The sequence below is a fragment of the Paenalcaligenes sp. DL 309 genome (assembly GCF_057475285.1).
This window is the reverse complement of the sequence record NZ_JBYBKW010000002.1, coordinates 155,115-178,518: the sequence shown is the minus strand read 5'-3', so window position 1 is coordinate 178,518 and position 23,404 is coordinate 155,115. Positions and strand designations below refer to the sequence as shown.

Annotated in this window: 23 protein-coding genes, 1 tRNA gene and 1 pseudogene; 11 read left to right on the top strand and 14 right to left on the bottom strand. The window is 45.3% G+C overall.

Translation table 11 applies throughout. The features are described from left to right. Positions 1 to 14: 14 nt before the first annotated feature. Complete coding sequence (gene glyQ, locus AC2UZJ_RS03530; RefSeq protein ID WP_486948742.1) at positions 15 to 932, bottom strand: glycine--tRNA ligase subunit alpha; 918 nt, start codon at positions 930 to 932, stop codon at positions 15 to 17. Between the two features lie 173 nt (positions 933 to 1,105). Here glyQ and AC2UZJ_RS03525 point away from each other — a divergent pair, with 173 nt between their 5' ends. The 4 genes from AC2UZJ_RS03525 to AC2UZJ_RS03510 all read left to right on the top strand — a co-directional run bounded on the left by AC2UZJ_RS03525 (position 1,106) and on the right by AC2UZJ_RS03510 (position 5,030). After that, positions 1,106 to 2,629, top strand: coding sequence for a fumarate hydratase (locus AC2UZJ_RS03525; protein WP_486948741.1), 1,524 nt, complete (start codon positions 1,106 to 1,108; stop codon positions 2,627 to 2,629). Between the two features lie 122 nt (positions 2,630 to 2,751). After that, the gene (locus AC2UZJ_RS03520) at positions 2,752 to 3,738 is read left to right on the top strand and encodes a sulfurtransferase (RefSeq protein WP_486948740.1); all 987 of its coding nucleotides are present in this window, start codon (positions 2,752 to 2,754) and stop codon (positions 3,736 to 3,738) included. 5 nt (positions 3,739 to 3,743) lie between these two features. Continuing rightward, on the top strand, positions 3,744 to 4,835 hold the full coding sequence (locus AC2UZJ_RS03515; protein WP_486948739.1) for a YeeE/YedE thiosulfate transporter family protein: 1,092 nt from the start codon (positions 3,744 to 3,746) through the stop codon (positions 4,833 to 4,835). 18 nt (positions 4,836 to 4,853) lie between these two features. After that, complete coding sequence (locus AC2UZJ_RS03510; RefSeq protein ID WP_486948738.1) at positions 4,854 to 5,030, top strand: hypothetical protein; 177 nt, start codon at positions 4,854 to 4,856, stop codon at positions 5,028 to 5,030. Here the strand turns inward: AC2UZJ_RS03510 and AC2UZJ_RS03505 are convergent. The 6 genes from AC2UZJ_RS03505 to AC2UZJ_RS03480 all read right to left on the bottom strand — a co-directional run bounded on the left by AC2UZJ_RS03505 (position 5,020) and on the right by AC2UZJ_RS03480 (position 11,104). Further along, entirely contained in the window at positions 5,020 to 6,999 is a 1,980-nt protein-coding gene (locus tag AC2UZJ_RS03505) for a TRAP transporter permease (RefSeq protein WP_486948737.1), read from the bottom strand. The genes AC2UZJ_RS03510 and AC2UZJ_RS03505 overlap by 11 nt on opposite strands. Beyond that, on the bottom strand, positions 6,977 to 7,393 hold the full coding sequence (locus tag AC2UZJ_RS03500; protein ID WP_486948736.1) for a DUF1850 domain-containing protein: 417 nt from the start codon (positions 7,391 to 7,393) through the stop codon (positions 6,977 to 6,979). Before AC2UZJ_RS03500 ends, AC2UZJ_RS03505 begins: the two co-directional genes overlap by 23 nt. 85 nt (positions 7,394 to 7,478) lie before the next feature. Next, on the bottom strand, positions 7,479 to 8,507 hold the full coding sequence (locus tag AC2UZJ_RS03495) for a TAXI family TRAP transporter solute-binding subunit (RefSeq protein WP_486948735.1): 1,029 nt from the start codon (positions 8,505 to 8,507) through the stop codon (positions 7,479 to 7,481). Between the two features lie 37 nt (positions 8,508 to 8,544). After that, complete coding sequence (gene folK / locus AC2UZJ_RS03490) at positions 8,545 to 9,033, bottom strand: 2-amino-4-hydroxy-6-hydroxymethyldihydropteridine diphosphokinase (protein ID WP_486948734.1); 489 nt, start codon at positions 9,031 to 9,033, stop codon at positions 8,545 to 8,547. Beyond that, positions 9,033 to 10,394 (bottom strand): polynucleotide adenylyltransferase PcnB, encoded by a 1,362-nt coding sequence (gene pcnB / locus AC2UZJ_RS03485; RefSeq protein ID WP_486948733.1) that lies wholly within the window; start codon positions 10,392 to 10,394, stop codon positions 9,033 to 9,035. The genes folK and pcnB overlap by 1 nt, the downstream gene beginning before the upstream one ends. 8 nt (positions 10,395 to 10,402) lie before the next feature. Next, on the bottom strand, positions 10,403 to 11,104 hold the full coding sequence (locus tag AC2UZJ_RS03480) for an HAD family hydrolase (protein ID WP_486948732.1): 702 nt from the start codon (positions 11,102 to 11,104) through the stop codon (positions 10,403 to 10,405). 110 nt (positions 11,105 to 11,214) lie between these two features. Here AC2UZJ_RS03480 and purM point away from each other — a divergent pair, with 110 nt between their 5' ends. Next, positions 11,215 to 12,264 carry a phosphoribosylformylglycinamidine cyclo-ligase gene (gene purM, locus AC2UZJ_RS03475; protein WP_486948731.1) on the top strand — a complete coding sequence of 350 codons (1,050 nt, stop codon included), beginning with the start codon at positions 11,215 to 11,217 and terminating at the stop codon, positions 12,262 to 12,264. An 11-nt stretch (positions 12,265 to 12,275) separates the two neighbouring features. On the opposite strand, the gene miaA is transcribed toward purM, so the two are convergent. Beyond that, positions 12,276 to 13,220 carry a tRNA (adenosine(37)-N6)-dimethylallyltransferase MiaA gene (miaA, locus tag AC2UZJ_RS03470; protein ID WP_486948730.1) on the bottom strand — a complete coding sequence of 315 codons (945 nt, stop codon included), beginning with the start codon at positions 13,218 to 13,220 and terminating at the stop codon, positions 12,276 to 12,278. An 8-nt stretch (positions 13,221 to 13,228) separates the two neighbouring features. After that, positions 13,229 to 15,028 (bottom strand): DNA mismatch repair endonuclease MutL, encoded by a 1,800-nt coding sequence (mutL, locus tag AC2UZJ_RS03465; protein ID WP_486948729.1) that lies wholly within the window; start codon positions 15,026 to 15,028, stop codon positions 13,229 to 13,231. Positions 15,029 to 15,082: 54 nt separating this feature from the next. On the opposite strand from mutL, the gene AC2UZJ_RS03460 reads away from it, so the two are divergent. Beyond that, the gene (locus AC2UZJ_RS03460) at positions 15,083 to 15,718 is read left to right on the top strand and encodes a VTT domain-containing protein (RefSeq protein WP_486948728.1); all 636 of its coding nucleotides are present in this window, start codon (positions 15,083 to 15,085) and stop codon (positions 15,716 to 15,718) included. A 22-nt stretch (positions 15,719 to 15,740) separates the two neighbouring features. Here the strand turns inward: AC2UZJ_RS03460 and AC2UZJ_RS03455 are convergent, their stop codons facing one another. Next, positions 15,741 to 17,099, bottom strand: a complete 1,359-nt coding sequence (locus AC2UZJ_RS03455) for an N-acetylmuramoyl-L-alanine amidase (protein ID WP_486948727.1) — start codon at positions 17,097 to 17,099, stop codon at positions 15,741 to 15,743. Further along, entirely contained in the window at positions 17,069 to 17,569 is a 501-nt protein-coding gene (tsaE, locus tag AC2UZJ_RS03450; RefSeq protein WP_486948726.1) for a tRNA (adenosine(37)-N6)-threonylcarbamoyltransferase complex ATPase subunit type 1 TsaE, read from the bottom strand. The genes AC2UZJ_RS03455 and tsaE overlap by 31 nt, the downstream gene beginning before the upstream one ends. 144 nt (positions 17,570 to 17,713) lie before the next feature. Here tsaE and AC2UZJ_RS03445 point away from each other — a divergent pair. From AC2UZJ_RS03445 to AC2UZJ_RS03435, 3 genes are all read left to right on the top strand, one after another. Beyond that, a tRNA-Arg gene (locus tag AC2UZJ_RS03445) sits at positions 17,714 to 17,788 on the top strand. 248 nt (positions 17,789 to 18,036) lie between these two features. Then, positions 18,037 to 18,840: a hypothetical protein gene (locus AC2UZJ_RS03440; RefSeq protein ID WP_486948725.1), complete on the top strand. Its 804-nt coding sequence runs from the start codon at positions 18,037 to 18,039 to the stop codon at positions 18,838 to 18,840. An 88-nt stretch (positions 18,841 to 18,928) separates the two neighbouring features. Beyond that, on the top strand, positions 18,929 to 19,159 hold the full coding sequence (locus AC2UZJ_RS03435) for a DUF1153 domain-containing protein (RefSeq protein WP_486948724.1): 231 nt from the start codon (positions 18,929 to 18,931) through the stop codon (positions 19,157 to 19,159). A 130-nt stretch (positions 19,160 to 19,289) separates the two neighbouring features. Here AC2UZJ_RS03435 and AC2UZJ_RS03430 read toward each other — a convergent pair. Then, a pseudogene (locus AC2UZJ_RS03430) lies at positions 19,290 to 19,472 on the bottom strand (transposase); the annotation flags it as partial. Between the two features lie 248 nt (positions 19,473 to 19,720). Between AC2UZJ_RS03430 and AC2UZJ_RS03425 the strand changes: the two are divergent. Continuing rightward, positions 19,721 to 20,173: a helix-turn-helix transcriptional regulator gene (locus AC2UZJ_RS03425; RefSeq protein ID WP_486948723.1), complete on the top strand. Its 453-nt coding sequence runs from the start codon at positions 19,721 to 19,723 to the stop codon at positions 20,171 to 20,173. Between the two features lie 117 nt (positions 20,174 to 20,290). Beyond that, entirely contained in the window at positions 20,291 to 21,805 is a 1,515-nt protein-coding gene (locus tag AC2UZJ_RS03420; protein ID WP_486948722.1) for a YfjI family protein, read from the top strand. A gap of 177 nt (positions 21,806 to 21,982) precedes the next feature. On the opposite strand, the gene AC2UZJ_RS03415 is transcribed toward AC2UZJ_RS03420, so the two are convergent. Both AC2UZJ_RS03415 and AC2UZJ_RS03410 read right to left on the bottom strand, forming a co-directional pair. After that, the gene (locus AC2UZJ_RS03415; RefSeq protein ID WP_486948721.1) at positions 21,983 to 22,708 is read right to left on the bottom strand and encodes a conjugal transfer protein TraN; all 726 of its coding nucleotides are present in this window, start codon (positions 22,706 to 22,708) and stop codon (positions 21,983 to 21,985) included. A gap of 20 nt (positions 22,709 to 22,728) precedes the next feature. Next, positions 22,729 to 23,367 (bottom strand): YagK/YfjJ domain-containing protein, encoded by a 639-nt coding sequence (locus AC2UZJ_RS03410; RefSeq protein ID WP_486948720.1) that lies wholly within the window; start codon positions 23,365 to 23,367, stop codon positions 22,729 to 22,731. Between the last annotated feature and the right edge of the window lie 37 nt (positions 23,368 to 23,404).

Genomic DNA, 23,404 nt, shown 5'->3' with positions numbered 1-23,404 from the left:
AGATTGTACTGACATTAGTTGGCCTCCTTGGCAGCCTGATTTTTATGTTTAGGCAGCATAGGGAAACCGAGTTCTTCTCTGGAGTTATAATAAGCTTGCGCCACGCCACGGGCTAAATTACGAATACGACCAATATAGGTGGCGCGCTCAGTCACACTGATGGCGCCACGAGCGTCGAGCATATTAAAAGTGTGGCCGGCTTTAAGCGCTTGCTCATAGGCAGGCAGGGCTAGAGGGATTTCAATGAGTTTTTTGGCTTCGGCTTCGTGATTGTTGAAATGCGCAAATAGCATGTCGGTATCGGCGTACTCGAAGTTATAGGTGGATTGCTCCACTTCATTTTGATGGAATACATCACGGTAATAGATGGCATTACCTTGGGCGTCTTTGGTCCAGACTAAGTCATACACGCTTTCTACACTTTGTAAATACATGGCTAAGCGCTCTAGGCCGTAAGTGATTTCACCGGTGGCGGGTACGCAATCTAGGCCGCCTACTTGCTGAAAGTACGTGAATTGTGTGACTTCCATGCCATTGAGCCAAACTTCCCAACCTAAGCCCCAAGCACCAAGTGTGGGGTTTTCCCAATCATCTTCTACAAAGCGGATGTCGTGGATTTTAGGATCAATACCGATGGCTTCTAAGGAACCTATATATAAATCAACAATATTCTCAGGAGCCGGTTTCAGTACGACTTGATACTGATAATAGTGCTGTAGACGGTTGGGGTTATCACCATAACGGCCATCAGCTGGGCGACGAGAAGGCTGCACATAGGCGGCAGACCAGGGTTCGGGGCCAATAGCGCGTAAGAAGGTGGCAGTATGCGAGGTGCCAGCACCCACTTCCATATCAAAGGGCTGTAATAAGGTACAGCCTTGTTGATCCCAGTAGTGTGAGAGATTAAGAATTAATTGTTGAAAACTAAGCATGTGCAAGAAGACCAAATAAACGTATGAGGTGTGATAACTAGCTAATTGCTAGTTCTAAGGCTCTATTGTATAGAAAAAGTAAGTAATATAACGAATAACAAAGAAACCCCGATTGAAGAAGTATAGTTTCTTTTTGATTTTTCTTTTATTCACCTTATGAATTTTTCATTATTATGAGCACAGTTATTAAAGAGAACGATTTAATACAATCCATTGCCGATGCAGTGCAATTTATTAGCTATTATCACCCGGCGGATTATATAGCGCACTTAGCGCGCGCTTATGAGTCTGAACAGAGCCCTGCGGCCAAAGATGCTATTGCCCAAATTCTCACCAACTCTAAACTGTCTGCTGAAGGTCATAGACCTATGTGTCAAGACACCGGGGTGGTGAATGTGTTTTTAAAAGTGGGGATGAACGTGCGCTTTGATTCTGCCCGCTCGTTGCAAGACATTTGTGATGCAGGGGTACGTCAAGGATATACTAATGCAAAAAATCCGCTACGGGCTTCTGTACTTGATGATCCTATCTTTGCACGTAAAAACACTCGTGACAACACCCCTTGTGTAGTCAGTGTTGAACTAGTGCCGGGTGATAAGGTGGAAGTGGGGGTGGCGGCTAAAGGCGGTGGCTCTGAAAATAAAAGCCGCTTTGCTATGCTCAATCCGGGTGACTCTATTGTGGATTGGGTTTTAGCGCAAATTCCAGAAATGGGCGCGGGTTGGTGTCCTCCGGGCATGTTGGGTATAGGTGTAGGCGGCACCGCAGAAAAAGCGATGCTCATGGCAAAGCAATCCTTAATGGAAGAGATGGATATGTTCGATCTTTTACAGCGAGGCCCTCAAAACCCACTAGAAGAGCTGCGTGTAGAGCTATACGAAAAGGTCAATGCCTTAGGTATAGGCGCGCAAGGCTTAGGAGGTTTAACCACAGTGTTAGATGTGAAAATTAATACCTTTCCCACGCACGCAGCTTCCAAGCCTATTGCGATGATTCCTAATTGTGCGGCTACACGTCATGTGGATTTTGTTCTAGATGGCTCTGGCCCCGCTACTTTAACGGCTCCTTCTTTAGATATATGGCCTGATGTGGAGTGGGCGCCGGATTACAATAAATCCAAAGCTGTGAATCTAGATACATTAACTCCCGAAGAAGTGGCTAGTTGGCAGCCAGGTGAAACCTTATTACTATCCGGAAAAATGCTCACTGGCCGTGATGCTGCGCACAAGCGTATCCAAACCATGCTCGCTGCGGGAGAAGAATTACCGGTGGATTTTAAAAATCGCGTGATTTATTACGTAGGGCCGGTTGATCCAGTAAATGATGAAGCGGTTGGCCCGGCAGGCCCGACGACTGCTACGCGTATGGATAGCTTCACCGAAATGATGCTAGCTGAAACCGGATTAATTTCCATGATTGGGAAAGCCGAGCGTGGCCCGGTAGCTATCGAAGCTATTAAAAAGCATAAATCGGCCTATTTAATGGCCGTAGGGGGTGCGGCTTACTTAGTATCTAAAGCCATTCAAAGCGCTAAGGTGGTGGGCTTTGAAGACTTAGGCATGGAAGCCATCTATGAATTTGATGTTAAAGATATGCCAGTAACAGTAGCGGTGGACTCTACCGGTGAGTCCGTACATACCACTGGCCCGGCGCATTGGCAGCAAATGATTAAAAACATCCCCATTGTTTCTGCTTAGATCGTATTAGCTACCTTATATATCTTAAAGTCATATAAGCATATAGCCATAGGTTGTTTTTGCTCAATTCCCCTCTATGCCAAAATACAGTTTCATGCTGATTATTTTGGGTAGAGGTGGAAATGGAAGGTTTATACGCCGCGAGGGCGTTTTTTTTATGGCTAATACTAAGTTTAAGCCTAAGCGTTATCTCAGCAAATGCCTATGCACAAACACAACCGCTATTGGATGAGCATCAATTAGCGGCTTTAGTTGAACTGCCTTCGGTGCGTGTGATCGATATTCGCCCATCTAGTGATTATGCGACGGGACATATACCGGGGGCTGTTTCTGTTCCTTATAACCAATGGCGTGGTCCGGCCACCAATCCGGGGCAACTCATTGGCACTGAAGACTTACAACAGCTAATACGTAGTCTAGGAGTTGATAGCGATCAACATCTAGTGGTGTATTCCTCAGGGGATAGTCAAACCGATTTTGGAGCGGCAGCGCGGGTGTATTGGACGCTAAAGTATGCAGGTCTACCGCATTTAAGCGTGTTAAATGGTGGTTACCAGCAATGGCAACGTGCCGAGCTACCGGAAAGTGTGGAAGTGCCCACCCTTACAGCCAGCCGCTTTGAAATACAACCAGATGAAAGCATTGTGATTTTCAAAGAGGAGTTATTACAAAAAATAAATACCAACAATAATAATCAAGATAATGATTATCAGCTGATTGATGCACGGCCGCAGGCTTTTTATGAAGGTAAAGTCAAAGCGCCCACTGCGAGTATCCCAGGCACTATTGCCGGCGCTAAAAATGCCCAGCATCAGCAGTGGTTTAATGAAGAAAGTGCCACACTAAAGCCAGCAGATCAGATTAGGCAGCAGATTGCCCAACAAGGTTTAGATCATGCGCCACAAACTGTCTCCTTTTGTAATACCGGTCATTGGGCTGCTACCAACTGGTTTGTGTTGTCGGAAATAGGGGGGCTCCCACAGGTGCGTTTATATCCGGCATCGTTAGCAGAGTGGACCCAAGCTGAAGAAGCCTTACCCATGAATAATACGCCCAATCGAGCTCAACAAATTCGCGCTAAATTTCAGCAACTATTAAAATCCGAGTAAAGAAAATGAATCAACGATTATTATTGGGGGCGGTATTTGTACTATTTGCTGCTTTTTTACTGTGGTTTGTCTCCATACGACAGAGTCTGCTTTTTATAGTGGGCATAGGTTTAGGGGGGATGTTAGCCGGTGGCCGCTTTGGTTTTACCACGGGTTGGCGCAATTTAATTGATCAGCGAGATGCCAGTGGTATGTTGGCGCAGCTATTGCTATTAGCGGTAGCGGCTGCAATTTCTATGCCATTACTGGCAGCCTTTCCCGGTGAGCTAAACGCGGCCTTAGGACCACCCAGCATTAGCTTGTTAATTGGTGCGCTGGTGTTTGGGGCGGCTATGCAGATTGCGGATGGCTGTGGCTCAGGCACCTTGTATAAAGCCGGTTTAGGTATTTCCTTAAATATGGCGATATTACCGATGTTTGCTTTGGGGAGCTTTTTAGGTTCAGCACATCTTTCTTGGTGGTTAGGCTTGGGAAGTATTCAACCCATAGGCTTGGTGTCAGAATTTGGCGCCAGTGGTGCTTTGATTATTACCTATTTGGGGCTCTTTGCCATTGCTTTTGCGGCATGGCGTTGGTCTAAAACAGCAACCGCACCCAGAACCTTATTTAATAAAAAGCTACTGGGGGCTGCTGTGGTTCTGGCCTTATTGGCGGTCTTAGTGTTGGTTATAGGCGGGCAACCATGGGGTGTGGTGTATGGTTTTGGATTATGGGCAGCAAAAATAGCGCAAGCCACGCATCTGTTTGATCCCGCTACCAATGTGTTTTGGAGCCAGCCCGTGAATGCCACAGCATTACAACAGTCAGTATTTTTAGACTTAACCTCTATTACCAATATTGGCATTTTAGCCGGTGCATTATGGATAGCCGCGCGTAAGAAAACAGGGGATACCAATCCTTTAACCGCTAAACAGTGGGTAATAGGTATTATTGCTGGTTTCTTACTGGGTTACAGCTCCCGTTTGGCCTTTGGTTGTAATGTAGGTGCGATGGTGAGTGGAATTTCTACGGGTAGTGTGCATGGCTGGATTTGGGTAGCTATGGCCTTTATGGGCTCCTTGTTTGGCGTACGATTGCGTCGTCATTTTGGTTATTAAGCATTAGGAGAAAAAATTATGACGAAAGCAAAAAAGCCCGTTGCCGTGCGTATTATTATTTTTTGGCTAGTATTGATTGGGTTTTTTGTGTGGGATTGGCACAGTGCTAAACCGGTGAACCTACGGCATGAGGCTCCTATTATTGCCGTAGGTTCAGGTCAAGCGCCCTCAGGCGGTCATTGCGCTACTTTTTAAGCCAATGTAGGGCGACCGCAATCGCTAAAATGGCGGCACCGACCAGGTCTGTGCTGCCTTCTGGCACAATGAGGAAAAGAGCGCCTACAGCGAAAATAATACGCATCCACCAAGACAGTGAGGATTTTAAGTAACCTTCTACGGCAGCACTGAGCGCAATAATCCCTACTATTGAGGTAGCAGTAATAGAGACTATAGACCAAAAGCTAGGGAGAGCAAAAGTGCGAGCAGTGGTGGCTACGCCGTCCACATCTATCATGAGCATGGCCGGGTTATAAACGAATAAAAACGGCACAATAAAACCAGCCAATGCCAGCTTTAGCGACTGGAAGCCAGTTTTCATTGGATCCCCACCGGCAATACCTGCACCGGCAAAAGAGGCTAGGGCCACAGGTGGTGTAATATTGGCAAATAAACCAAAATAAAACACAAACATGTGTGCCACTAAGATAGGAATATCAAAAGCGGCTAAGGCCGGCGCCGCCATGGTGGCAGTAATAATATACGCTGGAATAGACGGTAACCCCATGCCTAGAATCATGGAGGCAATCATGGTGAAAAACAGAGTTAAAAATAAAGACCCGGCACCAATGCTCATAATGGAGCTGGTCATCACTGTCCCAAAGCTGGTGAGACTCACACTACCAATAATGACACCCACCATGGCACAAGCTGCCATCACGGATAAGGATTGACGGGCACCATCATTAAGCGCATCCACAATGTCTTTTAATGACATACGTGTGGTTTTACGTAAAGAGCTAATAACAATAGTGATTAAAATCGTATAGAAGGCCGCGTAACTTACTGGCACAGATCTAAACAAAAACACCACCAAAGCCACAATAGGCAGTAACAAATGCCCACGCTCTTTAAGCACTTCTTTGACTTTAGGCAGCTGATCTTTGGGCACTCCTTGCAGATCATCGCGGCCCGCGCGGAAATGCACCTGTGCAATCACCCCTAAGTAATATAGCAACGCTGGCAATAAACCGGCTAAAGCAATAGTACTGTATTTAACACCGGTGGTTTCGGCCATAATAAAGGCGCTGGCACCCATAATAGGGGGTAATATTTGCCCGCCCACGGAGGCACTGGCCTCTACAGCACCAGCAAAGTTACGGCTATAACCAATTTTTTTCATCAAAGGAATGGTAAAGGCGCCAGTACCCACTACGTTGGCTACCGCAGTACCATTAATACTACCCATAAAACCACTGGAAATGACCGCTACTTTAGCTGGACCGCCTTTTTTATGACCGGCCAAGGCCAAGGCCAGATCATTAAACAGCTGCCCCATGCCTGATTTGGCTAAAAAAGCACCAAATAAAATAAACAAGAAGATAAAAGTGACCGAAGCACCAATGGCCGAAGAATATAAACCTTCTGTTTTTAAGTACATCTGCCCAAAGATGTCTCCCAAATCAAAAGGCCTAGTTTGTAGCCTATTGGGCATGAAGCTGTAGCCACTGATGAAAGGATAAATCAAAAACACCATGGCTAAGGCGGGTAACATAAGCCCCATAATGCGGCGCGTGGCTTCAAATACCAATGCTACGGTAAGAATGGAAAAACCAATATCCCAAGCATTTGGAATACCACCACGAGTGGTAACGATGGCTTGATATTCACTGAATAAATAAACCAAAGAAGCCACCGAAGCAAAGGCGAGAACCCAGTCAATAAGACTGACTTGAGTGCGGCTGGAACTTTTTCTTGCTGGATAGAGCAAAAAAATCAACACCAAACCAATGCTAACGTGGGCAGCACGCTGCAACAGCTCAGGCATGGGATTGTAAGTAATATAAAGATGAAAGAGCGAATAACACACCGCCACTGCATAAATAAATAAAGCAACGCTTTTATTAGTTACGTGACGGGTTAAAGAGCTTTTATCAAATTTTTCCAGCACTTCTTGCTGGGCTGTGGTTTCTAGCACGTTTGCTTCAGAGTCTGAGCGCGTAGTCATCACATTGATCCTTTAAGAGGGTTTTCCACCAAGGCCATTTTTGCACCTGAAATTCGGCAGCATCGTAATCAGTGCTCCATGTGTATAGAGATATAGGGTGGCTGTCTAGCCATAAGGTGGATTGCACATTATTAGAAACGACCCAACTGATTTGAGCGATTGGTTGCTGCACAGCAATGCGTACATAGCCAGCAGGGGCTGGCAGTAGCTGACCTTGATCTGGTGTACCTGCGCCAAAGGCTTTGAATTGCGTGTCTAGCAATAAAAAATCGTGCTTACGGCGCGTATAGCGTTCTAACCAAGGTTGTTTTTCTACAGAGTGTTGCCAGGATAGTGAAAACTGCGGTTGAGTAAAAAAACAATGATGCTCACCTAATTGTATAGTGGTGAGCATCACAGGTCTAAAAAATAAGAGGCTAATTATAGCCAAAAATAATAATGAGGCACTAACAATACGCCAATGCCTCATTGAGCGAAACCTATTTGCTTTGCTCATCATAGAACTTCTTCGCACCAGGGTGTAATGGTGCCACTAGGCCTTCTTGAGCGGCTTCTAGTGAGACGTCTTTCACAGCTTGGTGTGAGTTTTCAAGCTCGGAGAGATTGTCAAAGAAGGTTTTTGTGAGCTTGTAGCCGTCTGCTTCACTAACGTCTGAGCGAATGACTAATGCGTTCATAATGGCCGCAGTAGGTACAGGCTCAGCATTACCGTAGGTGTTAGCGGGGATTTCTAAAGAGATAAAATAGGCTTTATCTTTGGCAATATCTGCAATACGTTCGGGCTCAATGGTGACTAGCTGTAGGTCAAATCCTTGCTCTAGTTCCATGAGTGAGGCATTGGGCAAGCCACTGGTTAGGAAGGCCGCGTCGAGTTTACCGGATTTAAGCGCATCAGCGGCTTCCGCATAGCCTAAGTAGTCCACACTAATATCGTCATAAGTAATGTCATGACCATTTAGTAGGTTACGAGCGTTGACTTCTACGCCTGAGTTTTGGGCTCCCACTGCTACTCGTTTACCACGTAAGTCATCAAGTGTTTTGATACCGGATTTTTTGGAGGTCACCACTTGTACGTAGTTAGGGTAGAGGGCCGCGACTTGTTGTACATTATCGATTTTATTTGGAAAGCTGCCGGTACCCGCAATGGCATCACTGAGTACATCACTCATTAAGAAAGCCATTTCCACTTTATTTTGGTTGATCAGGTTGATGTTTTCTACTGAAGCACCAGTGGTTTGGGTTTTGGAATTTACGCCATAAGCTTTGTTATAAATTTCAGCTAAAGACGTGGCAATAATGTTGTAAGGGCCTGAGGCACCTCCTGTGGCAATGGTTACAAAACGTGCGTCTAAACCGTCTTTGTCTGCACTTTCAACCACGGCAACTTCCGTGTTTTCTGAGATTACAGGAGTTTGTGCGGTGGCTTTGTCGTCGCTATCAGAGCAGGCGGCTAATAAGCCTAGTAATACTACGGCTGAAAGGCGTTTTAAGGGAAATGTTGTTTTCATAAATCTATCCTTTAAGAAAGTGTGTAACGAGTTATGGTTAATTTAATAGCTGTATATCTTGATCTGAACAAGCTTCAAGCAGTTTTTCTAAAGAGCCTTCTGCGAGCTTAATGTGCGGGTTAAGCTCAGCTAAGGGCTGTAGTACAAAGGCACGCAAATGCATGCGTGGGTGTGGCACAGTTAGGTCTTCAGTATGTATTTTCTCATTACCATAGAGTAGTAAATCCATATCTAAGGTGCGAGGCGCATTTTTATAACTACGTTCACGGCCATGGATTTCTTCAATATGCTGTAACTGGGCGAGTAGCTCGTGTGGGTTCAGTTGGGTTTTTAGACTCGCAACGGCATTAACATAATCGGGCCCCTCAGCGTCGGCACCTACCGGAGCACTACGGTAAAAGCCAGATATACAAACATCTGTGCTTTTAGGTAAGGCGTGTAGGGCATCACAAGCGTTTAATAAGGTGCTGATGGTGTCACCTAAGTTAGCCCCTAAACCTATATATGCAATAACAGGAGTAGGCATTAATTATTCTCTCCGTTGGTTGATTTACGTGGCCTACGACGCGGTCTGCATCTAGAACGTTTAGCGGGACTGCTGCGTTTAGGCGGCGTACGCTCTTCAATGAGTGCAGCGCGTTTATCGGTATTAGCATCAGCTAAGTCCATCCACCATTGGGCTTCTACGCTATCGACCTCTTTTGTAGCAGCGCGTAACTGTAAAAAGTCCACCGCAGCGCGGAAACGAGGCTGCTCTACCATGCGCCAAATAGCGCGATTATTTACGCGGGCAAAACGCGTTTGCGTAAACCAAATTTCACGCATATCAGACTGAAAGCGTTTTTGGATTGGCATGGCACGCCCTTGGATGGCGAGTACCTCATCACTAGCAGAGGCAATGGCTTGCGCTCCGTGTTGGCCTTGCGCTTGATAAGCTAGCCATTTTTTACGTACTTGCGGCCAAAGCAGAGAGGCGAATAAAAAACTTGGGCTAATGGTTTTACCTGTACGCACACGGCTATCGGTACGTGCTAAGGCTTTCTCTACAAAGTCTAAGTCTTCTTCATTAGCTAGCAACTCATCCATTAAAGGAAATAAATGTGAATGTAGTCCTTCAGCATGAATCAGCTTTAAACACATGAGGGCATTCCCACAACCTAAGAGTTTAATGCTTTCATCAAATAAACGAGAATCAGGTACATTCGCGATGAGTTCAGCCATAGTAGCAATAGGTGCGTGCGTGTCTGGATCTATGGTTGCGTCTAATTTGGCTGCAAAACGCATAGCACGTAGCATGCGCACCGGATCCTCTCTATAGCGAGTTTCCGCATCTCCTATAATGCGTACTATACGATTTTTCAAATCATCAAAACCATTATGGAAGTCGATAACGGTTTCAGAAGTGGGGTCGTAGTACAGAGCATTTAGGGTGAAATCACGCCTTTTAGCATCGTCTTTAAGCTCCCCGTAATCATTATCGCGTAATAGGCGACCATGATTATCTGTGATGTCTTCATCTTTACCATCGGCTCTAAACGTAGAGGTTTCAATAATCTCACGCCCAAAAACCACGTGCACCAGTTTGAAACGCCTACCAATAATGCGCGCCCGTCTAAATAGCGGGCGAATTTGCTCGGGGGTGGCATTTGTGGATACGTCGAAATCTTTAGGTTCTAGGCCGGCGATTAAATCACGCACGGCTCCACCTACGATGTAGCCTTCAAAGCCGTGTTGTTGTAAAACTTCGCATACCTTTACCGCGTGGCGTGATACTAACCGCCTATCAATGTGATGCTGCTCTACTGCAAGACGTTTTGGGCCGGTAGGGCGCGGTGCGGATTGGTTAAATAAACGGGAAACGAAGTTTTTTATTGTTTGTTTTAGCATGCAGTCAATTAGGATTTAGCGTCTAGAAGATCATCGAATAAATCAATGATTTGCCAGTTTCGCTCTAGGGCAATATGCCGTAAATGGTTGCTAGGATTAGTGGCAACCGGGTGGGAAACTACCTCCATTAGGGGTAGATCATTAGGGGAGTCACTATAAAACCAGATTTTATCGAAGTGATCACGCTTCAGACCTAGCTCATGGAGCCACTGATCTACACGTGTAATTTTACCTTCTTGGTAAGAAGGTACACCATGAGGACGCCCGGTATACATGCCATCTTTAGTTTCAGGAATGGTAGCGATTAAATGCTCAAAACCAAAGGCTTTGGCTACAGGAGTTGTTACAAACTCATTTGTGGCAGTCACCAGAGCGCAAAGGTGACCTTGTTTAACGTGCTCATTTACTAGCTCGCGGGCCTGCGGAGTAATAGCAGGCAAAATCACCTCTTGCATAAAATCAGCTTGCCATTGCATTAAGGTATCTAGTGGCTGGTTGGCAATCAGTCCCAACATGAAAGCATAGGACTCTTCGGCGCTAAGATTGCCTTCATTGTACCTGTCCATCAGCTCCTGGTTACGCTGCTGGGCTTTTACAGGGTCGCCAATTCGGCCTGAACGGGCTAAAAATTCAGCCCACTGATAATCGCTATCAAGTGGCAGTAAGGTGTGATCTAAGTCAAACAAAGCAAGATACTGAGGGGATGACATGGGGGCTCACAAAAAAGAAACGAGGATATGGGCTAATTATACAAAGCTGCGGTACAATTTGGGCGTTTAGTAATTTTACTCATTTTACGGCGTTATTTAGGCCTTTATTCATGACAAATAAACAATCTGTCTCTATGACTTACCGCGATGCCGGTGTAGATATTGAGGCTGGCGATGAGCTGGTCTCCCGCATTAAGCCCTTAGCCGCACGTACCATGCGCCCTGGTGTTTTGGCTGGTTTAGGTGGTTTTGGTGCCATGTTCGAGTTGCCCAAAGGCCTTAGTGAGCCAGTGTTAGTCTCAGGCACAGATGGCGTAGGTACTAAACTGCGCTTGGCCTTTGAGTGGCAGCGCCATCATACAGTGGGTATAGACTTAGTGGCTATGAGCGTCAATGACATCTTAGTACAAGGAGCTGAGCCTCTCTATTTCTTGGATTACTTTGCTTGTGGCAAACTAGATTTAGAGACAGCTACGAATGTAGTGAAAGGGATTGCTGAAGGTTGTGAACTTTCAGGTTGTGCATTAATTGGCGGTGAAACTGCTGAAATGCCGGGTATGTACCCAGATGGCGAGTACGATTTAGCTGGTTTTGCCGTAGGAGTAGTAGAGAAGTCTAAAATTATTACGGGTGAAAGCATTGCTGAGGGTGATGTGATTTTAGGTTTAGCCTCCAGTGGTGCCCATTCAAATGGTTATTCACTCATTCGTAAAATCTTAAAACATGCCAATGTACGACCCACAGATGAATTAGACGGTCAGCCTTTTGTTGATGTGGTGATGGCTCCTACGCGTCTTTACGTTAAATCAGTGCTAGCAGCTCTTAACCAACATGAGGAAGCCATTAAAGGTTTAGTGCATATTACGGGTGGGGGGTTATTAGAAAATATCCCACGCATCTTGCCGAAGACCACCGCCGCTCACATTGATCGTGATTCTTGGACTATGCCAGTGCTCTTTCAGTGGTTACAAGAAAACGGTAATGTGTCTGACGAAGAAATGTGGCGCGTTTTTAACTGCGGCATAGGTATGATTGCCGTGGTTCCAGCTGAGCAGGCTGCTGCTATCACAACCACACTTACCGCGCAGGGCGAAACCGTATACCAATTAGGGAAAGTGGTAAATCGTGTTGATACCGAGCCTGCTGTAGTGATTGCCTAAATAATTCAAAGTTATTTCCAAAGATGCGCAACGAGGTCCACCACATGGTGAACGCGTTGTGCATCCATACAATTAATAGTTTGACGTTCTGGCATGGCGCGCAGCCATGTCATTTGTCGTTTGGCCAGTTGCCGCGTGGCGATAATAGCTTTTTCTACAGCGTCTCCTAGGTTAGTTTTCCCGTCTAAGTATTCCCAGATCTGTCTATAACCTACGCTACGTATTGCAGGAAGCCCAACATGTAGATCTTCCCGTGCATACAGTCTTTCAACCTCAGACACCAAACCGACTTCAATCATTTGATGATAGCGCTGTGCAATGCGTGGGCTGAGTTGTTGGCGCTCAGTGGGCTCTAGGCTGATGGTGGCGTACTGCCTATCAAATAGCGGCTTAGGTGGCGCATCACGTAGCCACGCCGACATGCTTCTACCACTAATACGATAAATTTCTAAGGCGCGTTGTACGCGTTGGCTGTCAGTAGGGGCTAAGCGTGCCGCCGTCTCAGGGTCTATAGTGCTGAGCTCAGCGTGCAGGGCTGGCCAACCTTTTTGAGCTGCTTCTGCATCTAACTGGATACGTATTTCGGGGGTGGAGACGGGTAAATTACTTAAACCTTCGCGTAGGGCTTTGTAATACAGTAGCGTGCCACCACAAAGGAGTACGTGATTACCACGATCCTGTATTTCATCAATCAGTTTTTCGGTGTCATGCACAAACTGGGCGGCTGAATAGCTCTCGGCCGGATCACGAATATCTAATAGGTGATGAGGTATAGCCGCTTGTTCTGCAGCGCTGGGCTTGGCTGTACCTATATCCATGCCTTTATAGATAGTGGCCGAATCCATGACGATGATTTCTATATTCCAGCGAGCGGCAATGGCATGGGTGGAGGCACTTTTACCGGCTGCTGTGGGGCCCGTTAGGCAAATAATTGTAGGCTTTTGCTTAGTGGTCATGGTTATGGTTATTGACCTCGTAGAAATAACTTGTCTAAGTCTCCCATACTCCAATAAAACCAAGTAGGGCGACCGTGATTGCAAAGATCAGCCCGTTCAGTTTGTTCCATCTCACGTAGTAGGGCATTCATTTCGGTAATAGTGAGCTGTCTATTGGCTCGTACAGAGCCATGACAGGCCATAGTGGATAGCAGCTCGTTGCGTTGTGCTTCTAAACGACTTGAACCGCCAAAGCGGGCTAAGTCGGCTAATACATCACGTGCTAAGGCCTCGGTGTCGCCGTTAGCGAGTAATACAGGGACGGCGCGCACCGCAACAGAAGTAGGACCAGCGGGGCGCATGACTAAACCAAAGGCCTCTAGTCGCTCTTGGTGTTCTTCTACTAAGGCACTTTCTGTCTCAGAGCAGTTAAAAACCACAGGCACAAGCAGTTCTTGCATGGGTAAGCCTTGGGCATCCATGGCGGTTTTAAGTTTTTCATACACCACGCGCTCGTGAGCCGCATGCATATCCACAAGGATGAGACCATTTTTGACTTGCGATAAGATGAAAATGCCGTGTAGCTGAGCTAGTGCCATGCCCATAGGTAAATCATTGGCAGCTTGTGTTACATGTTCATGTAGAGAGGTGGGTGTAGAGGGAACACTAGGTGTAGATGCGGAGATGGGGGCATAAAAATCTTGCCATTGCTCTGTCTTAGGTGCCGCTAAAGAGACTGGAGTAGGAGTGGTGTAGGAGAAGTTCGTTTGTTGGTGCTGAGGTTGATGGTGAAGCTGCGATAAAGATGTAGGGGTTATAGGTTCGGTTTGAATTCGTTCGGCCTGATTTTCGGCTAAGGCAGCCTGTAGGCTTTTTTGTACGAAAGAAAAAACAGCACCGGAATCACGAAAACGCACTTCGTGTTTAGCCGGGTGTACGTTCACATCTACGGTGTTGGGATCTATGGATAAATACAACACATAAGCCGGTTTACGATCGCCGTGTAGTACATCTTTATAGGCTGCTTGTATGGCTGCTGTCATCACACGATCACGAACAAAGCGGCCATTTACAAAGGTGTAAGTCTGATCGGTACGTGATTTAGCAAAGGCAGGGCGTATTATTAAGCCTTCCAAACGTATCAGATCGTGAGTAGACTCTACGCCCACGCATTGATCTACAAACTCGGTGCCCAAAACCTGTACAATGCGATCTTGGATTGTGCCCGCAGGCCAATGGCGGCTAGCTTTATTATTATGATATATCCTAAAACCTATCTTTGGATAGGCCAGAGCAATACGCTCAGCAGCCGTAATACAATGACCAAATTCCGTGCCTTCAGTGCGTAAAAATTTACGTCGTGCTGGGATATGGTCAAAAATCTGGCGTACATCCACGGTGCTACCCACCGCACCAGCGCTAGGCTGGGGTTCAGCTTGGCCTGCGTGTAGCTCCCAAGCGTGCTCATCGTGAGCCGTTCTAGAGCGTAGGCTAAGTGTAGTCACCGAGGCGATGGATGGTAAGGCCTCACCTCTAAAACCCATAGAGTTTACCGATTCTAGATCTGCTAAAGAGGTGATTTTACTGGTGGCATGCTGTGTGAGTGCGAGCACCAGTTGATCTTTAGGCATGCCGTGACCATCATCCGTCACAGCAATACGGCGTATACCTCCGCCATCTAAGCGGATCTCTATGTTTTGGGCGCCTGCATCTAAGGCATTTTCTAATAGCTCTTTGAGTACGGAGGCAGGGCGCTCAATTACCTCGCCGGCAGCAATTTGGCTAACTAAAACAGAAGGCAGGGGTTGGATGGCTTTATAAGCTGTCATAATTTCACTTAATTAACTCTTAATCATTATTGTAATGCATACAAAAGGGATGTCATGCCAGAAGCATTAACCATGTTGTTAAATATAGATCAGTACCTAGGAATTTGGGTAGAGCAGTACGGAGCGTGGATTTATCTGATTTTGTTTTTGATTATTTTTGGGGAAACGGGGTTAGTGGTATTGCCTTTTCTGCCTGGTGATTCGTTGCTGTTTATTGCGGGCGCCTTTGGTGCTACGGGTTTACTCGATCCGGTGCTCTTGGCAGGGCTTTTATTTGTAGGAGCAGTATTAGGCAATACGGTTAATTACCATATTGGTCGCTATATAGGGCCAAAAGTTTTTAATACCGAATCACGCTTTTTAGATAAAAGAGCACTTATTAAAACGCAAGAGTTTTATGCTAAGCACGGCGGTAAAACCGTCATCTTGTCACGGTTTTTACCGGTGTTTAGAACTTTTGCGCCTTTTGTAGCAGGGGTAGGCAGTATGCCAGCTGCCTTATTTCAGTTTTATAATTTTGTGGGGGCGGCGCTGTGGATCTTTGGCTTAATTACCTTGGGATATTTCTTTGGTAATGTGCCTATTATCAGGGATCATCTCAGCACTATTGTATTAGTGGGCATAGGTGCTGCCGCCGTGCCTGTGGCCGGCGGCGTATTATGGCGCTTTTTTTCTAGCCGAAAAAAATAACAGCCGCCAGAGGTTTTTGTGTTTAGCTGCGTTGTGCTAGGGCTGCTCCAGACTTGAAGTAATCTTGGATGCCATTGAGCATAGCACGGGCAATTTTATCTTGATGACCTGGGCTGCGCAGTAGTTTTTCTTCGTTAGGATTACTAATAAAAGCGGTTTCTACTAAGATAGAAGGGATGTCGGGGGCTTTTAGGACGGCAAAGCCCGCGCGCTCTACTTGGCGTTTATGTAGTTTGTTGATTTTACCTATTTCAGATAATACGCTGGACCCCATACGCACAGAGTCATTAATTTGTGCTGCGGTAGATAAATCTAAGAGTACTTGGGCCACTTGCTTATTATGGGTACCTATATTGATACCACCCATCAGATCGGCTTCGTTTTCTTTTTTGGCAAGCCATTTGGCGGCCGTACTAGTAGCGCCAGTTTGTGATAGAGCGTACACCGATGAACCGCTTGCACTGGGCTTAATAAAGGCGTCAGCATGTATAGAGATGAATAAATCGGCTTGCACGCGACGGGCTTTTTGTACACGCACCCCTAAAGGCACAAAGAAATCGCGGTCTCGCGTTAGATAAGCGCGCATATTGGGTTGTGCATCAATGAGCTTTTTTAGGCGCTGTGCAATTTGTAGCACTACGTCTTTTTCACGTGTGCCGCCAGGACCTATAGCCCCAGGGTCCTCACCACCATGACCAGGATCTAAGGCAATAAGAATAGGCCTATTAGCTGGGTTGGACTTTACGTCTGGCAGAGCGGTAGTGGGTGCAGGAGCCGGTGCGGTTTTGGGTGTTTTTTGCCCTTGTACCATTGGCACAGGTACATTAGGCTGGGATTGTGCTAACTGTTCTAATACGGAAGCTAAAGGGTCTGTGTCATCCGCATTTTGTAGGGCCAAGAGCGGATCTCTGGCCACTCGAGGGTACAAGTCAATAACCAACCGGTATTTGTATTCACCAATGGGCTTGAGCGTAAACACCTGCGGGGCGATGGGCTGTTTTAAGTCTAAGACTAAGCGCACTACATCAGGTTGGAATTGGCCTACGCGTACATTACCTATGTATGGGTCATTGGGACGTACCTTAGATACCAGCTCTTTGAGTACTGTATTGATGGTTATGCCTTTTAGATCTACCACCATCCGGTGTGGGTTATCTAAGGTGAAATGCTCTGAAATAAGTTCACGGTCTAGCTCTAAGGTGACGCGGGTATACTCATCAGCGGGCCAAGTACGTACAGCCACAATGTTATTGGAGTTCGCAAAGCCTATACGAGGTACGATGGGAAATACGAGTAGCGTCGTTGCTGAAGCCACAAAACGACGTCGGTTTGAGCGTACGGCACTCGCCTCTAATTGTTTGTTTTGAGTGTCTTTAGCCATGTTTTTCCTTTGTTGCTATGTGCTTGAATAAAGAGCCGACGCCCCTCGTCTTGATAATAAAAGTTTAAATAAAGATCTGGCGGCGGCAATAAACCTCCCGCCTTTTCAGGCCATTCAATAAGTACAACAGCCCTTTCCTCTTCAAGAATATCACGAAAACCCGCCTCTACCCATTCTTCAGGAGAGTTAAAGCGGTAAAAGTCAAGGTGGTACATATTTAAGCCCGCTACTTCATAGTTTTCTAATAAGGCGTAACTAGGACTTTTAATACGACCTTTGACACCCAACTCTCTTAAAAAAGCGCGTGTAAAGGCTGTTTTTCCAGCACCCAAATCACCAGTTAAATAAAGATGTACAGTAGCATTTACAGGTGAAATATGATTAGCCAATTGTTGGGCTACTTGTATAGTTGCATTTTCATCGGCTAAAAATAGCTCATAAGTAGCTAAAACGGGTGATTGTGCAGACATAAGCGTTAAGTTAGGTAAGAGTTTGATAAATATATATTATTATACCGCGGCCTTGTTAGCCATTGGTTGCCTATATTTTGCATTGCGGTGAAATGCAGTTAGCGTTTATAATTTTAAACTTTACTTATCTCGTCACCGTTTTTTGGCCCCATAGTTAAATGGATATAATAGTCCCCTCCTAAGGGATAGTTGCAGGTTCGATTCCTGCTGGGGCCGCCATTGTTTATATTTAAACCCTTGATTTTCAAGGGTTTTTTTGTTTCTAGTTCACGCTAGTGTGCCATCTGGTGTGCCATTTGGTTTTGGTTGTGGTTGGTTGAGATGGGGTGGTGTTAGATAGTCAGGCAGCCTTTCATAGTGTTGCCTTTTGAAGGCTAATTATTGTCATATTCGTTATACTGCCGCTGTGGTTTGGTGTGTCACAGGCCAAATTTATTCGAATCAAAAGTGTAAATAGAAAGACTAGTATGAGTAATAGTGTTGAGCAAATAAACAAAATTCATGAGCGGCTAGCTAGTACTTGTATCGAGCTTAATGAGTATTACCGTCTTTATTATGATGATTGTGTGTACTCTGAGCTTAAGAAAGGAGTGAATGGTAATTGGTTTACCGTAGTATTTGGGTCTTGTGATTGTGGAAATTCTGAAAGTTGTGATAGGTGCGGTAAAAAAAAGGAATTCAGTTACGAAGATTTGTGTGAAATTGCTAAAAAACTGATGAATTCCGGATATGAGATAGATGAGATAGATACTCAGCTTCTGGTGTCTTCAATTGAGACCTGCGATCTTTCTGAGGATAATGTCATTACGTATGGCTCTATGCTTTATGCCCTCTTAAGAGGGGCCTTGAATTGCTTATACGCTACTGCATTACTTGAAGAAAGAGAGGTTATAAAGGCGGTAAAAGCTATAAATAAAGCTAGTGCTTTATGTGAGGGGTGTGATGAGCTAGCTGCAGCTGGTAGTTATGGTCTAGAGCGAAGGGCGAAGAGAGTTTCTGAAACAGGGAGAAAAAATGTCGCAAAACGTAATGAGAAATATGGTTCGATAAGAAGACAGATGTATGGTGTCTTTATGGATAGATGTCCTCCAGAGGGTTGGACAAGTACACCTAAAGCGGTTGAAGCTATTTTGCCTGAGATGGAGCTTATTTATAAGCGCGAGTTTGGGCAGTCGCCTAAGAGGGATATAACAAGGACACTGAGTAGCTGGATAGCAAAAAGTGACAAATGCAGAGAAAAAATAAGAAGCCTAAACAAGAAAGGTCCTTAATTAGCGAATATGGCTCCGTAGGCTTACCGTCAAGCGCACAGTTCATAACTAGAGACTTCTGCAGTTAAACGTCGCTTAAACTCACTAGGTGGCAGATTACCCAGCGATTCATGGGATCGCTAAGGAGGTCATTCAGGGTAAAACCACTATTTCAGAGGGCAATCGTCAGTATGATCTGCTCCCATCAGAAATCGACGGGTGGATCGACAATGCTAAAGCAGGCATGGGAAATGCCCTAAAGACTATGCCTGAGGATGTGAGTGAACAGTACGAGCGTCAACTAAAAGAGCTGCAAGAAGCCTATGCGTTAGCAGCCTGACCTGAGTAGAAGGTGCTGGGTCATTACAACGCAGCACAGGATCGGACCAGTGCTATCTGCGACGAGACAAACGTGTCAACCGTCACGCATGTGAGGTAGACAGCGAGCCCGATTGCACTGAGCGTTGTGCTGCTTCAATATCGCGTAACCGTTTTAGGACAGAAGCCTCTAAACCGCCGTATTTGCTTTTCCATTAGTAATACGTGGCACCACTGATACCGTGCTCACGACAGATATCGGTCACCTTAGCCCCCTGTTCAGCGAGTTTTAAAATGCTGACGATTTGGGCTTCGGTGAATTTAGATCGTTTCATGGTTTTCTCTATGTAAAGAATCATGGCAGAAATCTCTGATTTCGGCTTGTGCCTTTTTAGAGTAGGTCTACGGCTCCATTTTAATTAGCACGAAATGACGAATTTTGAGGCTTTATGTTGTACAGTTTACCAAGATTTCCTCCATCGACTTAGTTAACTGATTTCGGCTTTGGTTTTAATGGTTCAGAATGATTCTCAAGACGTCACAAAGACGCTTTAGTTAATCCTTTTTATTTTGGGAGTCATTTATGTTAAATCAAACAAGTAGAGCTAAGCACGAAGCCTTTACGCAAGAAATAACAAAAGAGTATAGTCAAAAAAAGGTAGATGCCGATGCATCATTTAATAGGCAGCTTGCTGAGGCTCTAGAAAAAGCAAGAGCTCAACTTAACGAGAGGCGTGCTGAAAAAAACGCTACTCTGAAGCAGGCGGCTGAAGAGTTAACTGTAGATCAGGGAAAAACAGTCGAAGAAAGAGCTGAAGGGTATAGACCTGGATCGGTAGTTCGTATAGAAGGTTTTGTAAAAATGGTGGGGTTGTCTAAGTCAACCATTTACGACCGTTTGAATAAAAAATCTCCACGTTACGATCCTACATTCCCGAAGCAAATCAAAATAGGTGCTTCCGCTGTTGGATGGCTAGTTGATGAGATTGAGGCATGGATTAATGCTTGTGCTGCAAAACGCGCAAGTGACGTTTAGCGCTTTATTGGATAGTAAAGAAGTTTAACTAAACACATTAATTCGGCAAAGGTGTCTAAGCATAAAGCGCATAGATACTTTTGCCTACCTTATAAATCATCAATTAGGGTGAAAGTTATGCGGAATAATAGCTTGGAAACAGTCTTAAATTTATTGCCTGAGGAGTTAAAGCAAACCATCTATGAAACTGCAGCTAATGTTGAAACTGCTCTAGAAATCGTACTTGCATCGGTATTAAGTGTGCTTTCAATGGTCATTCAGGCTGCCGTTAAAGTTACACCTATTTATAGTTCTGAAGCGCATCCTGTTTTTCTTTATATAGCTGTCATTGCTGATTCAGGTGATAGGAAAAGCAGCGCTGATAATTTAGTGTCCGAGCCTCTTTTAATAAGAGAGATGCAACAGGTAGAAGCTGCTGAAGAAGAAAATAGGGGTTTGAAAATCAGGCGGTTTGAATGGAAGGAGCGTCTAAAGAAAGCTGAAAAAGAGCTACGTAAAGCTCTAGGAAACGGTGATGAGGCACAGCAGCAGGCTCGGTTGAACTTAGAGACCGTGTATGCAGAAGAGCCAGTGCGGCGTGAAAGTACCCACACGATATTTGTTGACACAACAACTGCCGCGCTTGTTAGTAATCTTGCAGGCCGTAGGCGTTCAAAAATGTTACGGTCTAATGATGCCGGGCAATTTTTTAAACATAAGGGTGCGGAGTTTGCTAGTAATGTAAATCAGATTTGGGATGGTAGTGATTTAGTTCAAGTTAGAAAATCTGGCGATTCTAGCATTATTGGAGGATGTCTCACTATATCTATAATGATGCAGTCTGCAGTGTTTTCTGAGGCAGCGAAGAGCAAGCAGGTTGCATTTAAAGAGTCAGGTTTTTTTGCCCGTTTTCTGATTAGTCAGCCTCAGTCGTTGCAGGGAGCAAGAACCAACGCCGGAGCAAATAGTGGCAAAAGATATTTAAATCAATTTCATGCGCGTATTGAGAAGCTACAGGATGAGGTGCAGAATTACCTAGAAAACAATGCCGAGTCTAGGGTGGTTGTCTTTAGTCCCGAAGCAGGAGAAGTCATGAGAGGGTTTTCTCAATGGGTGGAATTGAGATTAGGCGTGGAAGGTCAGTTTAGAAGTGTTAATGATGCAGGCTCTAAAGCACCAAATAATGCTGCTCGAATTGCAGCTTTGCTGCATGTATATCAATATGGTCTCAACGAGCCTGAGATTAATGCTGAAATAGCGAAGGCTGCTTGTGAATTAGCAGTTTTTTATTTATTCGAGTATCTGCGTGTGTTTGGTGAAAAAACAGTTGCTCAGCGGGCGCAAGAGGGCGGTGAGCGACTTTTACGCTGGCTTCAAGGTGAGGGCTACCAACTGGATGCGACTCTTTCTAGGAGATTTCTTCAGCAGTATGGGCCTAACAGTCTCAGAAAAAAGGCTGATTTAGAGTTAGCTATAGGTTATTTGTGCAGCAAGGGAAAGTTAGACTATTACCCTCACGCTAAGCCAGCTTATATACAGATTGTTAATCGACCTGATATGGTTGTTTATGGGGAGCTCGTAGAGTGTGTAAATAAGTTGCATGGGGGAAGTGAAAGGCCGTCTCCAAACCCACAATGGCAGAACTGGCCCTAGATCAACTCAATAATAAAAGCCTTAGCGATTCGTTTTCATTGATTCTATAGGTTAGATCAACCGCTACAATTGCTACGTAGCAGCTGTAGCGGCCATTTATTTTTTACTATTGCCTTTTCATCCGCATAAAATTGTTCATTCACGCCAGTATCACACCCCACCCATCACTTGCGCTGCTTACTTAATACCTTTTGATAATAAGCGGAGATGCGTTGTTTCTTTTGCCTTAGCGCATCGATTTCTGATCTCTGCAACGGTTCTAAAGCCGACAAGGTAGCTGGCTTCGTTTGCGGTGAGTGCTGAGACGTGGATACCAAAAAGTTGTCTGATTTCGTCATAAAAGCGTTGCTCCAAAAGTCGTTGGTGTTTTTTTACTGGTATGAAATTGATGTCTCTGCCAGCATTCACTAACACAATGCTGCCGAGGACGGTGCCACCATTTAGTCGAATGTAATTGGCTAGCTCAGCGAGCGTACCACCCATACTGGTGACATCATCTACCAACACGTAATTATTGCCACGTTCTACTTTGCCCTCAAAGGATGGTCTGAGTAGTAGGCGCTCCATGGGATCTGCGCCTGTATGAAAAACCTTCTGCAGCTGAACAATATCGGTATCACTATACCCATCTAAGGTATCAGCAGCCATCAGTGATAGCAAAAGAGGTATGGCGTTATCACCTGTGGCTTCTTGAGCATACGGCGATACATAATGCACTCCCTGAGGAAAAGCCCCTTTTAGGGAGTCTAAAAAGTCATGTGCTAAGTCATTCACCAGACGAAACGCTGCTTCCTCACATCCCGCTTTTGCTGCACTGTAGTCGGCGTGGCATTTAATGTCTTCGTCTATGGTAAAGCGGTGGTAGTGCTTAGCCGTATTAGGGAAAGAGTAGAAGCGTTCCATTTAGTTATTTTAACATGGGGTTAGATGCCTGCATTATACAGTCTAGGCCGCCCTGAAGGGCTGTTTTTAGGCTTGTATTCTCCCTGCCTATAAGATCGATAGCGTTTGCCTGCGGCATCGAACATAGGCTCGTTAGGAGACAGGACGGTCTCTTTCGCTAAGTAACTACCGGCAGCTTTAAGATTTTCTATTTTTTGAGCCTCATGGTATTGAATCATGCCCATGGCAAAGGTGTGGTAGTTGCTGACGTTCATGTTAGGGCTGTGGTAAGCACCCGTGTACTGAGTAATAGTACTGACCCAATACTCACCAATTGCCTTGGCAAGTAGATAATCATTTTTTACGTATTGACCATCAAAGAAAAACAGCACATGGTAATGCCACTTCCTGTCTTCGCCGTATTCCAGTTTGGCTGCGTAGGTAATGTAGTGCTCAAATATACGGTTAAAGCGTAGATTGTTTCTAAGCCTTTCAAAGGCTTGGTTCATGTACTCGTAGGTGTGAATTTCATCAAAATCATTTTTCAAATAGAAGTCAACGCGTACGGTTAATAGCTTTGAGTAGTCCTTAAAAAGATTATCGATCAAGGTGCTTAGTCTGCGTTGATTATTTGGGTTAATCGTAGCGTTAAGTTGTATGGGTGATTGTGTATGTGTCATGGCCTATATCTCGTAGTGATTACAGTGAGTAAATAGG